At 66.2% G+C, this 14,366-nt stretch carries 10 protein-coding genes; all 10 read right to left on the bottom strand.

Translation table 11 applies throughout. From position 1 onward, the window contains the following. Window positions 1-6: 6 nt before the first annotated feature. The 10 genes from ACPDIX_RS07835 to ACPDIX_RS07880 all read right to left on the bottom strand — a co-directional run bounded on the left by ACPDIX_RS07835 (window position 7) and on the right by ACPDIX_RS07880 (window position 14,319). Window positions 7-3,273, bottom strand: a complete 3,267-nt coding sequence (locus tag ACPDIX_RS07835) for an SNF2-related protein (protein WP_423431230.1) — start codon at window positions 3,271-3,273, stop codon at window positions 7-9. Between the two features lie 296 nt (window positions 3,274-3,569). Continuing rightward, window positions 3,570-5,024 carry a mechanosensitive ion channel family protein gene (locus ACPDIX_RS07840; protein ID WP_423431231.1) on the bottom strand — a complete coding sequence of 485 codons (1,455 nt, stop codon included), beginning with the start codon at window positions 5,022-5,024 and terminating at the stop codon, window positions 3,570-3,572. A 50-nt stretch (window positions 5,025-5,074) separates the two neighbouring features. Further along, the gene (locus tag ACPDIX_RS07845; RefSeq protein WP_423431232.1) at window positions 5,075-7,297 is read right to left on the bottom strand and encodes a bifunctional alpha,alpha-trehalose-phosphate synthase (UDP-forming)/trehalose-phosphatase; all 2,223 of its coding nucleotides are present in this window, start codon (window positions 7,295-7,297) and stop codon (window positions 5,075-5,077) included. 289 nt (window positions 7,298-7,586) lie between these two features. Further along, complete coding sequence (locus ACPDIX_RS07850; protein ID WP_423431233.1) at window positions 7,587-7,919, bottom strand: chaperone modulator CbpM; 333 nt, start codon at window positions 7,917-7,919, stop codon at window positions 7,587-7,589. Window positions 7,920-8,003: 84 nt separating this feature from the next. Next, window positions 8,004-8,717 (bottom strand): rhomboid family intramembrane serine protease, encoded by a 714-nt coding sequence (locus ACPDIX_RS07855; protein ID WP_423431234.1) that lies wholly within the window; start codon window positions 8,715-8,717, stop codon window positions 8,004-8,006. A gap of 25 nt (window positions 8,718-8,742) precedes the next feature. Continuing rightward, window positions 8,743-10,209, bottom strand: a complete 1,467-nt coding sequence (locus ACPDIX_RS07860) for a phospholipase D-like domain-containing protein (RefSeq protein ID WP_423431235.1) — start codon at window positions 10,207-10,209, stop codon at window positions 8,743-8,745. Window positions 10,210-10,377: 168 nt separating this feature from the next. Continuing rightward, a complete protein-coding gene (locus ACPDIX_RS07865) occupies window positions 10,378-11,388 on the bottom strand; it encodes a DnaJ C-terminal domain-containing protein (protein WP_423431236.1) in 1,011 nt (336 codons plus the stop codon). A 171-nt stretch (window positions 11,389-11,559) separates the two neighbouring features. Then, entirely contained in the window at window positions 11,560-12,633 is a 1,074-nt protein-coding gene (locus ACPDIX_RS07870; protein WP_423431237.1) for an HPF/RaiA family ribosome-associated protein, read from the bottom strand. Window positions 12,634-12,662: 29 nt separating this feature from the next. Further along, window positions 12,663-13,784 (bottom strand): site-2 protease family protein, encoded by a 1,122-nt coding sequence (locus ACPDIX_RS07875; protein WP_423431238.1) that lies wholly within the window; start codon window positions 13,782-13,784, stop codon window positions 12,663-12,665. 76 nt (window positions 13,785-13,860) lie between these two features. Next, entirely contained in the window at window positions 13,861-14,319 is a 459-nt protein-coding gene (locus ACPDIX_RS07880) for a host attachment protein (RefSeq protein WP_423431239.1), read from the bottom strand. Window positions 14,320-14,366 lie beyond the last annotated feature (47 nt).

Below are 14,366 nucleotides of genomic sequence, written 5' to 3' on the forward strand. Positions count from 1 at the left end.
GGCTTCTCAGTCTTCGGCAAAGAGGTACTCCAGGTCGGCCTGGGTGAGGCTTCGTGCGAAGCCTTGTTCGCCCAGGACATCGGCGATGGTTTGGGCCTTTCGTTGTTGGAGATCCCAGATTTTTTCCTCCACGGTTCCCGGGGCGATGAGGCGATAGGCGTTGACGGTGTGGGTCTGGCCGATGCGGTGGGAGCGGTCAATGGCCTGGGCTTCGACCGCCGGGTTCCACCACGGATCGTAGAGAATGACGTAGCTGGCGCTGGTGAGGTTGAGACCGGTTCCGGCGGCGCGGAGGCTCAGGAGGAAGACGCCCGGTTCGGCATCGTTTTGGAATGCGGAGACGAGTTCCTGGCGGTTGCGCGTTTGGCCGGTGAGCAGGTAGGTGGGGATGTTGTGCTGGCGGCACTCGGCCTCGAGGATCTGGAGCATTTGGACGAACTGGGAGAAGACCAGCACCTTTTGTCCCTCGGCGACGAGGGGATCGAGCAGTTCGAAGAGGGTTTCGGTCTTGCCGCTGGGGGCGTCGCTGCCGACGAGGCGCGGGTGACAACAGATCTGGCGGAGCCGGGTGAGGGCGGCCAGGACATGCATTTTGCTTTTTTGGAGGCCCTGGGTTTCGACGGCGCGCATGACCTGGTCGCGGCTCCGCCGCAGTTCGGCGAGGTAAAGCTTGCGTTGTTCGTCGCCCAGGGGACAGTCGCGGCGTTGTTCGATGCGGTCGGGCAGGTCGCGGGCGACGTGTTTTTTGAGGCGGCGCAGCAGCAGGGGCCGGAGTTTGGCGGCCAGGCGGCGGCGGGCGATGCGCTGGGCGACGGCGGCCTCCTCGGAGGCGCCGGTGATTTCATAGGTTTGGAGGAAATGCTCCTGGGAACCGAGGTAGCCCGGCTGGATGAAGTCGACGATGCTCCAGAGGTCGAGCAGGCGGTTTTCGAGGGGCGTGCCGGTGAGGGCCAGGCGGTATTCGGCCTTGAGTTGTTTGACCGACTGGGTGACCTGGGCGCCGGGGTTTTTGATGAATTGTGCCTCGTCGAGGACGAGGGCACGAAAGCTGAATTTGCGCAGGGCTTCCAGGTCGCGGCGCAGGAGGGCGTAATTGGTGACGATGAGGTCGTGCTGGGGGATTTGACGCCGCAGGTTGTGGCGTTCGGCGCCGCTTTCGAGCACGAGCACCGAGAGGTCGGGTGTGAACCGCTCGGCTTCCCGGCGCCAGTTGTGGAGGACGGAGGCCGGGCAGATGACCAGTGAAGGTTTGGGTTGCCGGGGGTGACGTTGTTTGAGCCAGAGCAGCCAGGCCAGGGTTTGGAGGGTTTTGCCGAGGCCCATGTCATCGGCGAGGATGCCGCCGAGTTTGAGCTGGGCGAGGTGACAGAGGAAATCGAAACCGGCTTTTTGGTAGGGCCGCAGCTCGGCGCGCAGGCCGACGGGGATTTCCTGGCTGGGCACACCTTTGAAGGACTGGAGGCGTTCGCGCAGTTCCCGTGCCTGCGGGCTGTCGGCGAATCGGCGCAGTTCTTCCTCTCCCCAGTGGGCGGCCTGTTGGAGGGGGATTTTGACCGGCGCGGTGGCGAGGCTGTCCATGCCGAGGTCGGCCATCATTTCGTGAGCCTCTTGGACAGCGGCGACGTCCAGTTCGACCCAACCTGCGTTTGGGAGGCGGACGAACCGTTGGGTGGCGGTGGCCAGGCGCTGGATATCGGCCGGGGTGAGTTGGAGGCCCTCGGCCTCCCATTCGGCCGAGACGGAGAGCCAATCGATGCCGCTGCCCCGGACGAGCAGGCGGGGCCGGAGGCGTCGCGGCTGGAGAAAGAGCCGGTGGAAGGCGGGATTGCCGAGGTACTCGGCTTGCTGTGGGCGACGGGGCCAGGCGCGGGCCAGCACGTTGAGGAAGTTCTCGTTGGGATCACCGGTCCAGAGCCCGGGCTCGGGAGAAAACCAGTCGAGCTCCTTCAGCCACTGGACGGCGGGACCGAGCCGTGGATCATCCAGGATCTCGAGTTTGTCGCCGGGGGCGGGCGGATGGAGGCGCCGCCATTCTGTGCCGGTCCAGAGCCAGGTGCTGCCGTCCCGCTCGCTGCGAGCGCGGAGTTGGAGTCGGATGGAGTCCTCGAGGAGTTCGAACAGGAACTGGGGTTGGGCGCGGTGGAGGATGAACAGCTGGTCCCACGGGACGGTTGAGGTGGTTCGAGCGTTGCGCAGATGGTTGAGGAGGCGATGGGTGAGCTTGCGCACGGGGACGGAGCGGCGCGTGTTCCAGCGTGCCAGCACGCCCGGGGGCGGCTCGTTGCGTAGGAGATAGAAATGATGATCGGCCAGGACCAGGGGCGGCTGGATGGGGAAGAAGCTCAAATGCTCCAGTGGATGGTGCTGGCCATCGGGGTCGCGGAGCCGATGGGTGAGGTGAGGTTCGCCACCGAGGGTCTCGATGTGGGGTTCGAGTTCTGCCACGCGTCCTTCGAAGCGGAGTGGTTGTCCGTCCGGGGCCAGCAGGCGGCCGGTGTGCCCCCATCGTGTCAGCCAATGCAGCAGGTCGTGTCCGGAGAGGAGCAGGACCTCTGTTTCCAGCCGGCGCGGTTTGTAGGTTTCGGCCAGCCAGGTGATGAATTCCCAGTCGGCCGGTGAGAAGAGTTCCTCCTCGTGAGCGGCGCGGGTGTGGAGGTCGAGGATTTCCGTCAGGGTCCGGAGACGTTCGCCGGTGCGGGGTCGGGTGAGGGCGAAATCGATGCGGAGCTGGTGCTGGCCGGGTGCGTCCGGGTGGGGACAGGGGGTGGCGAGCACGCGCAGGGTGGCGCGGGGTTGATCCAGCAGGGCGGGCTTGGGCGGGGCGAGCCACTTTTCGAGTTCCTCGACGAGGGCGCGTTCCTGGGCATCCTGCTCGGCACGGGCGAACCTTTCGGTGTCGGCGTGGGGCTGGAGTTCGGGCGGCAGGGACCGTTTGGCGCGGAGAAAGAGGAACGCCAACAGTTCCAGACGCGCCTCTGCGTGGGCCTGGATCATTCGGGGCCACCAGTCGTCGCCGGGGAAATCGCGGCGGCTCAGGCCGAGGCGTTCGAAGTAGTCTTCGAGCAGCAGCCAGGCACGCTGTGCGTCGGTGCAGAGGGCGAACTGCTGGAGCAACTGGCTGCGCTCGGCCACCAGGGCCGGGGTGTCGGAAAGTTCACGGCGGAGATCAGCCAGGGCACCGTAGGCCTGGGAGAGGACGGAATGATGGGCGTCGTACCTGCTGCCCGCCGTGCGGCGGGCTCCGTTTCCGCTCTGAGTGGCGCGTCTCGGCATGGTGCTGCGATTCCCAACCGTATTCTCCTACTGTCCCATCATCTCGGCACAAAACAAACCGCCGGGTCAATCTCAAATGGAGAAGGACCCAACCACCCAACTTTGGAAGGCGGTTTCGCACCCGTGCGCGAGTCCGCCGGTGCGCGGTGCAATCGGTTGGATACGCCCGGGCACGGGACCGCTTCGGCGGCCCGGTTGGGGAGGGTGCCTCCGGTCCGCCGGGGCCGTGAACCGGCTTGCGTTCGGCTTTTCCGGGCCGTGGCGGTGCCGGTTTAGGGGCGGCGCGGGGCCTTCACTCAGGAACCCGTGGATGGGGCGAGGGGTTTGGGGGTGGCGGGCCCGGACTCGATGGTGGCGCGCACACGCGGCAGGGCGGCCGGGTGGTGTTTTTGGAGGTAATCGAGGAGTTTTTCCCGGATCTCGCAGCGCAGGTTCCACGCCTTGGGCGCATCGGCCGCGGTGGCCAGCACACGAAGTTGAACGGCGCGGTCGGTGGCTTCGGTGACCTGCAGGTTCCAGAAGCGTTTGTCCCAGTCGCGGCAGCTGGCGACGATCTCGCCTGCCACGCGCCGGACCTCGTCCACTGGCACGGTGTAATCCACCCAGACGAAAACGGAACCGAGGATCTCGGCTGATGTGCGGGTCCAGTTCTGGAAGGGCCGCTCGATGAAATAGGTCAGGGGTACGATGAGCCGGCGATCGTCCCAGATGCGGACCACCACGTAGGTGAGGGTGATTTCCTCGATCCGTCCCCATTCGCCTTCGACGATCACAACGTCGTCCACGCGGATGGGCTGGGTGAGGGCCAGTTGGAATCCGGCGAACAGGTTGGCCACGGCGCGCTGGGCAGCGAAGCCGAGGATGATGCCGACGACGCCGGCCGATGCGAGCAGGCTGGTGCCCAGTTTCTGCAGTTCGGGGAACATCAGGAGGCAGGCGGCCACGGTGAGGACGCCGATCACGGCGTAGAGGACGCGGGCCAGCACCCTGACCTGGGTGTGCACCTTGCGTGCTTCGAGGTTGTCGGGCCGGTTGACGTCGAACCGGGACAGGAGGATTTGCTGGCCGATGTTGACGATCTGGATGAGCATCCATCCGAAGGTGGCGACCAGTACCAGGCTGGTGCCGGTTCGGAGCCAGTTGTCGAACCGTTCGGGCAGGCCGATGATGGGTGCGATCCACAGCAGGCCCACCACCGGCAGGAATACGCGGGCGGCGCGTCCCAGGATGCGCAGGACGAGATCGTCCCAAACGGTGTGGGTACGACTGGCCACCTCCAGGAAGGCACGTTCCAGCTCCCGGGTCACACCGGCGAGCGTCCAGACCACGACGGCCACCCAGCCGAGTGCCGCCAGCCGGAGGGCCGAGGCCGCCCAGAAGGGCGGGGTTGCCCCCGCCGGCTGGCCTGAGGTGAACAACCAGACGGTCCACTGGAGCCCGAGGATCCAAAGTGCCAGACGCAGCGGTCTGTAGACCGCACTGGACAATCGTCCAAGCCAGCGGCGGCGCAGGTCGGGAACCTCCCGCCACCGGCTCCAGCGCCTGGCGAGCGCTCCGACCACTCCGTGCAGGGCGAACAGGATCGCCACCAGGGTCGCCGCGGTGAGGAGCTCCGCCACTGTGACGCCCGGCAGCAGGGGGCGGTGCACGCCTGACCCGAACACGTATTCCCACAGCCGGTTCAGGCTGTCCGGAAGTGAGCTCTGGCTCGTGGCAAACGTCTCCGACAGGGGGCGTACCTGGTTGGTCATGGGCGTCAGGCTAGCGTTGTGCGGGTGGAACAACAAGGGTCGGCGGCTGGTCAGGACGGAGTTCCGGCGGCGGCCAGGCTCTGGAGAAGGAGCCGCACGGCGCGTGGATGGGGGAGATGGTACCGGGCGGCGGTCTGGACCAGGCCCACCCGGATGCTCACCGCATCGGGTGGCAGGGACTGGAACAGGTCTTCGTCGGTCCAGTCGTCGCCGATGGCCAGGAGGAAATCCGGCTGGATTTCGGGTACCCAGGTGGTGGCCACGATGCCCTTGTGGGCGGCCACGTGGCGGACCTCCACGACCTTGTGGCCGCGAAGGACCTGGACTTCGATGTTGCGGGTGAAGTCTGCCAGGTCGTCGCACAGTTCCTTGGCGCGCTGCGAGGCCAGTTCGGGGTCGGACCGCCGGTAGTGTAACACCAGGGAGAACTCTTTCTCCTCCACGAAGGCGCCGGGGAGTCGGTCGGCGTAGAGTTGGAGGATGGGCCGGATCTGGTCCTTCCAGTCATTCCGGGCCGGCACGAGCATCCTCCAGGGCTCTCCCGGCGGGCGGATCCAGACGCCATGCTCGGCGACGAGGGTCAGGTGGAGGTGCCCCAGCCAACCTTCGAGTTGTGCACGCGGCCGGCCGCTGACGACGGCCACACGGTTGGCAGGGTCGGCGGTGAGTTGTTGCAGCACGGCCAGCAGATCGGGATCCGGTGCCGCTGCTTTCGGGTTGCTCACGAAGTCCACCAGTGTTCCGTCGTAGTCCAACAGCAGGACCCGGCGTCGGGCGTTTTTGTAGCGTTCCAGGAGCTGTTCCCGGGCGGGGCCGGTCAGGGTTCGGGCGCGTTGGGGGGCCAGGGCCTGCTCGGTGTGTTGCAGGGCCTGGAGGAAGTCGCCCGCCCACTGGTGGACGTCGTAGCGCCGGAGCCGTTCCTGGAGGGCGGCCATGCGGGTTTTCTGCTCGTCCTCGGGCATGGTGAGGGCGCGCTCGATGGCCTCCGCGATTTCTTCCGCATGCCAGGGGTTGACCGAGAGAGCCTCGCCCATTTCCCGCGCGGCCCCCGCCAGCTCGCTCAAGATGAGGCAGCCGGTCTGGTCGGTCCGGCAGGCCACGAATTCCTTGGCCACGAGGTTCATGCCGTCGCGGAGCGGGGTGATCAATCCGACGTCGGCCGCCCGGTAACGAACCACCAGCTCCTCGAAGTCCAGCGGGCGGTACTGGTAGATCACCGGCGACCAGTCTTCGCGGGAGAACTGTCCCTGGATGGAGCCGACGAGCTGTTCCAGCTCGCGTTTCATGGCCTGGTAGGCATCCACCCCGGTGCGGGACGGGGCCACGACCAGCATGAAAACCACGCGCCGATGCCACTCGGGGTGCCGGCGGAGGAACAGTTCATAGCCGCGCAGGCGGTTGATCAGCCCCTTGGTGTAGTCGAGGCGATCCACCGAGAAGATGATCTTCTGGTCGGGGAAGGCGGCCCGCAAACGTCGTGCCCGTTCCGCGGTGGTGGCCGAGGCCGCCGCACCTGAGTAACGGGCGTAGTCGATGCCCATCGGGAAGGTGTCCACCTTGACGGTCCACTCCGGCAGGTTGAGCCGGCCCAGATAATGGTCGAGTCCAAGGATCCGCTGGACGCAGCTGAGGAAGTGGCGGGTGTAGTCGTGGGTATGGAAGCCCACCAAGCCGGCTCCCAAGAGTCCTTCCAGGATCTGGGATCGCCAGGCTGTGGGCAACAACCGGAACACCTCGGACGAGGGGAAAGGGATGTGGAGGAAGAACCCGATGGGGAGGTCGGGAAAGCGTTCGCGCAGCAGCCGCGGCAGCAGCATCAGTTGATAGTCGTGAACCCAGACCAGGTCTCCCGGCCGCATCTCCGCACAAACGGCGTCGCAGAAACGCTGGTTCACGCTCCGGTACTCCGCCCAGTACGACTCCTCGAAACGGGCATGGGAAGTGAAGTAGTGGAACAGCGGCCAGATGGTGCGATTGCAGAAGCCCAGATAGAACCGGTCCATCACCTCCGGTTCCCAGAACAGAGGCAGGGCGCGGTATCGGCTGCGGGCTTCCTCCAGGATGGCGGGGCGGTGGGCTTCTGACACGACTCCGCCGGCCCAGCCGATCCACAAGTAGTCGTGCTCAGCCGGGTTTTGCTGGTGCCAACCTTCCACCCAACTGGCCAGGCCCGTGGTGACACCGCCCGGGCTGGGTCGGAACTGGGGTGGGGTGCCGTCCCGCCCGCCGGTGACAGTGAAGGGCAACCGATTGGAAACCAGAATCAGCCTCATAAAAACGTTCGAGCCCGCCGGGCAATGTGCGTTCGGGCGGGCAACCCACATTTATCACGGTGGGCCGGCTGTCCCAAGCTTTTTCGGACCGCGGCGTTGTTGTCCTGTGCGTCCTGCCCGGGCGAGGGTGCGGTGGTGGATCGGCTGCGCAACCGGCCGGTCCCCAAGTTGGAAGGTCCGCCCGCCCTTCTGTGTGGAGGCTCCTGGGAGCTGCCCGGAGGGCAGCGACTCCCGTGAAGTTCTGCAGGGGTGGACGGGACGTGCGCACCGGCCCGGGCCCTGCTCCGACTCAATAACCGCGCCAGAACCGGAGTTCGCGCCTGAGGTTTTCCACCTCCTGGAGGAGGCCAAGGAGGAGTCGGATGGCGGCGGGATTCAGCCCGCACACGCGGTGGAGGTGATCCACCCGCCGGAGGGTCAACAGTCCCTCGTCATTGAAGAACCAGCCTCCCAGTTCGGGGTCGTGAACCGGTGAAACCAAGCCGTACCGGTAGTAGAGGGCGATGCGGCGGCGCGGGATCCGGGTGAGCTGCTCGGCGCGTTCGATGGAATAAAGCAGGTCGGGCTCCGGTTGATAGCACTCCAGGGCCAACGTGGTGGAGGTGAACGACTGCGTGTTCATGGTTGATTTCGAAGAATGGGATGGGGCCGGGAACAAGAGGTTGGGCGAACCGTGCCAACCGGCCGGTTGGCGCATCGGATGGCATCACCAAGGCATGTCCTCGTCCACATAGTTTCGCCGGTAAAAGTGTTTGACCTTCACAATGCTACACAGGAGAGCGCCGAAGACAAACCCGCCGATGTGGGCCCACCAGGCGATGCCCCCGGCCGCCTCAGGGTTGGACAACAAACTGAGCGTGCCGTTGAAGAATTGGAGGATGAACCACCAGCCCAGGAAGATCACGGCCGGCACCACGAAATAGGGCCCAAGAAAGAACGGTGGGATCATCATTTCCACACGGGCACGTGGGAAGAGGCGGAAGTAGGCGCCCATGACGGCGGCGATGGCGCCGCTGGCGCCGATGGTGGGCACGGGCGAAGTGGCGTTGGTGTAGACATGGAGGAGGGCGGCCGCCACCCCGCCGGCCAGGTAAAACCAGAGGAACCGCAGGTGACCGAGGCGGTCCTCCACGTTGTCGCCGAACACCCACAGGGTCCACATGTTGCCGATCAGGTGGGTCCAGCCGCCGTGGAGGAACATGGAGGTCAAAAAGGGCAGGAGTTGTTCCTGCCAGTCGAAGAGGCGGGCGATTTCCGGGATGGTGTACCGGACCGGGACAACGCCGTAGAGAAGGAGGAAATCGCCGAGATGGTGCCCGAGGCTGAGCTCCCAGAGGAACGCAACCGCATTGAGGGCGATGAGCAGCCGGGTCACGATCGGATAGCGGCGGCTGGGGATGTCGTCTCGGAGGGGGAACATGGACGGCTCCTTTGTGTTTGGTTTTTCAGAGGTACGGGGCGAAGAGGCGGGTGACGCCGTCCCGCAACTTCACGAGCAGCGGCCGGCCGTCCACTTCCGCCTTGGTCAGGGCCCGGGCGCCGGCCCGGGCATGGTCGAACAAGCGGGCCAGGCGGGTTCCGAGCCCGGAGTCGTAGCACTCCACGTTGAACTCGAAGTTCAGCCGGAGACTGCGGGCGTCCCAGTTGGCCGAGCCGAAGCAGGCCCATTGTTCGTCCACCAGGAGGAGTTTGCTGTGGTCGAAGGGCGGGGGACGCAGCCAGACGCGGCATCCGTGTTCCAGGACCTGCCAGATGTGGGCCATGCAGGCCCATTGCACAGAGGGATGATCGGACTTTTCCGGCAGGAGGATCTCGACCGAGACATCGCGCAAGGCTGCGGCGTTCAGCGCGGCCACCAGGGCCGGTTCGGGCAGGAAATAGGGTGTCCAGAGGCGGATGGAGCGGGTGGCGGCGTGGATGGCCCCGAGGAAGACCCAGCGCAACCGCTCCAGGTGCTCGTCCGGGCCGGCCTCGATCCCGCGGGCGGGAATGGTCCCGGCGGGTTCCGGGGCGACTTCCCAGGGAGGGCCTTCGAGTCGCTCGCCGGTGGTGAACAGCCAGTCTTCCTGGAACACCGACCACAACTGGGCCACCACCGGTCCCTCCAGGCGGAAGTGCAGGTCTCGCTGGGCCTGGTCCGGTCGGTCCGGACACCAGTAGGGTCGGTGGATGTTCAGTCCGCCGGTGAAACCGATCTGTCCGTCCACGATCAGCAGCTTTCTGTGATTGCGCAGATGCGCCGCGTGGAGACGCGCCGGGACCAGTGGAGGATTGAACACCGCCACGGGCACGCCGGCGCGGAGGAGAGGTTTGTAGGCCGAACCCATGGCGAAGCGGACGTACACGTCATCGATCAGCACCCGCACTTGTACCCCCCGCCGCACCGCGGCCGCGAGGGCTTGGACGAACTCGGTGCCGATGCCGCGGCCGTCGAAGATGTAGCTGGCCAGGGCGATGAAGCGGCGTGCCGAGCGGATGGCCTCCAGCATGGCCGGGAACGCCTCCTGCCCGTTGACCAGGGGCGTCACCGCATTGCAGGGAGTCAACGGTTGGCCGGTGATACGCTCCACCAGCAGGGCCAATCCGCGCAGGCCGTGGGGGACCCCGTATTCGACGGGGTCGGGGCAGGTGCGCGTGGCGGTGGGTGCGGCGGGTGCCTCGCCCAACCGATCCTCGCGCAGGGCGGCGGCCCGGCGCCGGACCCGGTTGATGCCCAGGAGGTAGTAGAGCACCGGACCGGCTGCCGGGATCAGCCAGATGACGATCACCCACAAGGCTGCGGAACGGGCGTCACGCTTGAAGATCACGGCGTGACCGGAGGCCCAGAGTGCACCCGCCAGCGCCAGCGCACTGCCTGGAGCGGAGAGCAGTCCCCACGGCGTGGTTTCCGGCCATGCGAGTCCGATCGTCATGACAGTCTGTACAAGCGCCGGGCGCGCGGCGCCCGCGGGGTGGCGTCCGCGTCCGGTCTTCTTGCGGCCCTTGACCGCGGGTGCCGCGTGCGGCAACCAGCGTGCTTCATGAGCGGCAGCCGGGGCACGAGCGATCGCGTGGGATCCCTTTCAGGACGTGCGCGGTTTTCACCCCGAGGTGCGCGGTTGAAAGCGCGAGATGTCGCGCAACCGTTCCCACAAGCGTCGTTCCTCGGGTGTGAGGCTCGCAGGATCGGGCACCTGGATGTGGATGACGGCATAAAGATCTCCGCGCTCGCCGGAGCTGCCCTTGGGCAGGCCACGGCCGCGGACGCGCAGTTGACGTCCCGACCCGGAACCCGGCGGCACGCGAATGGTGACGGAGCCGTCCGGCAGCGGGATGGCCACCTGACAACCGAGCACGGCCTCCCAAGGGGCCAGGGTCAGGTCGTAGTAGAGATCCGCCCCGCGCACGCGGAAATCGGGGTGGGCCGCCAGGCGGACCCGGAGATAGAGATCGCCCGATGGCCCGCCTGCGCGGCCTTCGCCGCCCTTGCCGGGCACGCGGATTCGCTGGCCCTCCTGTACGCCGGGCGGGATGCGCACCTTGAAGGTGTGGGTTTCGGTCTGACCGGTACGCGGATTGACCCGCTGGAGTGTGACGGTCCGGACCGACCCGTGGAACACCTCGTCCAAGGTGACCAGTATGTCTCCCTCGATGTCGGCGCCCCGGCGGGAGAACATTCGGTCTGCGAAGCCTTCTCCGGCTGCGCCGAGTTCCTCTTCCATCCAGGGTTCGAACCCGTGGAAGCGGCCACCGCCGAAATAGCGCTCGAAGAAGTCGCTGAAGCCTGTTCCACCGAAGTGGAACTCGAAATGCGAGGTGTCGTCGGGGCTGGTCCAGCGGCGCGCTTCCCAGCCCGGCGGCGCGGTGAAGGGTTCGCCGGCACGGCCGCCGTAAGCCCGGAGGGCATCGTACCGGCGCCGTTTCTCCGGGTCGCTCAGGACCTCGTAGGCCTCATTGATCTCCTTGAATTTTTCCTCGGCGGCCTTTTTGTCCGTGGCCACGTCCGGATGGTACTGGCGCGCCAGCTTCCGGAAGGCCTTCTTGATTTCTTCCTCGGAGGCATTTTCCGGCACGCCGAGGATGGCGTAATAGTCCTTGAATTCGACCGGCATGAGTTCAAATGAATGGCTGTGACCGCCGCCCTGGTCCCCGTCGAGCCCGCTGCGCGCTCGGCGGGGAGCGGTCCGGCCTGCGCCCCTCACGATGGCGCAAACGGCCGACCGCTGCAATGTTCCGCACTCGGCCTGTCAATGACGGGAGATTCCCGGTTGCGACGCCCGTGTTCAGAGGGCGGCCAGTTCGAGCAGGGCGTCGCGGATTTTGTCCTGGATCTGCTGAATCAAGGCCCGGCCTTGCGGGGCGGTCAAACCGAGGATCATGGCCACCTCGTCGGGTTCGAACCCCTCGACGAAGTGCAGTTCGAACGCCTCGCGCTCGAGCCGTGGCCAGCGGTTGACCAGCCGGCGCAGTTCGCCCAACAACTCCCGCCGAACCACCCACTGGTCGGGCGGCACGGCGGAGGGATCGGGCACGAGATCCGCCGTGGTCGCCACCGGCGGCTCGATCTCCCGTTCGATGAGATCGAGCGGCTGATCCGGATCGTACCCTTCGGCCAGCAATTGCTCGGGCACCTCGGTTTCCACTTCCAAGGGGACCGTTTCCTTCTGGCGCTTCTGGATTTCTTTTCGTCGCCGATTCAGCTCCTGCCGGGCCAGGAGGAACAGCCACAAGACCCAGCTGATTCCGGCTGGTTTCCTGCCGGGTTGACGCAGGGCGCGCCGGGCCACTTCGTCCACCACGGCGCGCGGATCGATCGCTCCGGCGGGCAGGTCACCCGCCCTGATGTCATGCCAGAGCTGACGGCGAACGAAGCGCAGGAGCCGGTCGTGATGCTCGGCCAGAAGGGCCCGGATGACGTCGCCCAGGTTTTGCGGGCCTTCGCCCTCGGGCTGGGGTTCTGCGGCGAATCCGCTGGCCTTCATCTGATGCAGGGCCGCTCGACGGGCCTTGCGCCTGTAGAAGGTCTCCCGGCGCAGCTCGGCCTTCAGCGACTCCAGCTCGCGCAGCAGGGTCTTCACCGCCGCATCCAGGGCCTGGATGACGTCTCTGCAGGTCTTCTCCGCCCGGAGGATGTTCGAAGGGACACGCAGGGTCAGTCCGGCGGTGTATTCCTCCTTCTTGGGGTTTTTCTCCAGGGCGACCAGCAGATGAACCGTGCCGGGTGGAAACCGACGCAGGTGGCGGGAGAGTTTCTGGATCTTCTGCAGCAGCTTTTTTCGCAACAACTCGTGGCCGTGCAGGTTTTTCGTGACGAGATTCCAGGGAATCGTGAACGGTTGTTTTGTCTCGGTTTTCATGGAATGGGGGTTTCTTGGGATGGATGGCCTCATGACCCCATGGGGGCCACGCGCCGCCACGCGGGCCGCGCGCCCGCGGGCCGCAAGGATTGCACCAGCATCAGCTCGCCCACGTTTTCGGGTGTGATCAGCCCGACGAACCTTCCGGACGCGTCCACGACCGGGAGGGCGGGGCATCCACACTCTTCCATTCTGCGAAACGCCTCCTCGAAGGGCTCGTAGGCGTACACCACGGGCAGGTCGCGCCGCATGACTTCGACAACCGGCACCTGGGGCCCGTGGCGTTTGAGCGCTGCGATGAGGTCGTCGCGGGTGAGAACTCCCAAGACCCGGCCGTCGGCATCGAGGACCGGGAATTCGTGCTGGGAGGTGCGGAGCAGGGCCTCGACCGCATCGTCCAGCACGGCATGGGGTGGCAGGGGTACCAGGTGCGTGACCATGGCCTCGGCCACCGGCAGGCCGGTGCTGATGTCACGGATCTGCGCGGCCGCCGCCTCCTGTTGGGCGCCCAGGAAGACGAAAAAGGCAATGAAGATCAGCATGGGATTGGTGAACAGGCCGATGAATCCGAGGACGAACGCCAGTCCTTGTCCCACCGTGGCCGCGATTTGTGTGGCCCGGCTGTAGGGCAGGGCCATGGCCAGGAGCGCTCGCAACACCCGGCCGCCGTCCATCGGAAAGGCCGGGATCAGGTTGAAGAGCACGAGCATGATGTTGACGGTGGCGAGCTTGGCCAGCAGGGCCGCCCCCGGCACGTTGAGCCGCTCCAGATGCTCCATGGAGAGGCGCTGGCCCAGCAGGAACACCAGCACGGCGGCGATGATCACGTTCACAAGGGGTCCGGCCACTGCCACCACCAGTTCCTGCCAGGGTTTGTCCGGGATCCGCTGGAGTCGGGCCACCCCGCCGATGGGCAGCAGGGTGATGTCCGGCGTGCGGATGCCGAAGGCCATGGCTGCGAAAGCGTGGCCGAACTCGTGGAGAAGGACACAGCCGAACAACGCCAGCATGAAGACCACGCCCCGCACGGCTGCCCCGGGCCCGCCGAGATGATAGTAGCTGAATCCGATCCAGGCCAGGAACAGGAGGAAGGTGATGTGCAGCCGGACCTCGATTCCGGCCACGCGAGCGATGCGAAGGGACCAGCGCATGAGAGAAGATCAGTGGGTTGGGGACGCCCGCTCCCGGCGGACAGGGCCCGGTTGATCGGCCCGGCTCCGCATGGCGTCAACTGTTCCGGAGTCTCGGGAAGGACGAGAGCACTTCCCGCTGGCCTGCCTTGGTCAGGTCCCGGGCCAGGTTGGCCTCCACGCGCGTGCGCAACGTGTGGGGCAGTTCATCCAGGATCAGGTGGTTGATCTCGGAGGGGGCGGCCAGCCAGAGGGGCATTTCCGGATGGGCGCGCATCAGTCTGGCGATGCGGTTGGCGATGTTTTTGACGATGCGGCGCTTGGTTTCGAGTTTCAGGTTGTGAGCGTCGGCCATGGGGGCGCCCCAGTGTTTGTTGCCCGGGGCGGCATGGCGTCCGGCCAGATCCGTGACCTTGTCCACCACACGGTTGGGGTACGTTTCCAGACGGACGTCCTCGAGCCATTCCAACCGCGGGGTCCCGCGCAGCGTGGTTTCCAGCCGCGCCACCTTGAAATGGCCCAAGTCCGTCAACACCACCAATCGAGGCATTTTCATACGTGGGCAGGGTGCGACAACCTCCGGGGGGTTGGCAAGGGCCGCGT

The sequence above is a fragment of the Limisphaera sp. 4302-co genome, assembly GCF_049537155.1.
Taxonomy (GTDB): Bacteria; Verrucomicrobiota; Verrucomicrobiia; order Limisphaerales; family Limisphaeraceae; genus Limisphaera.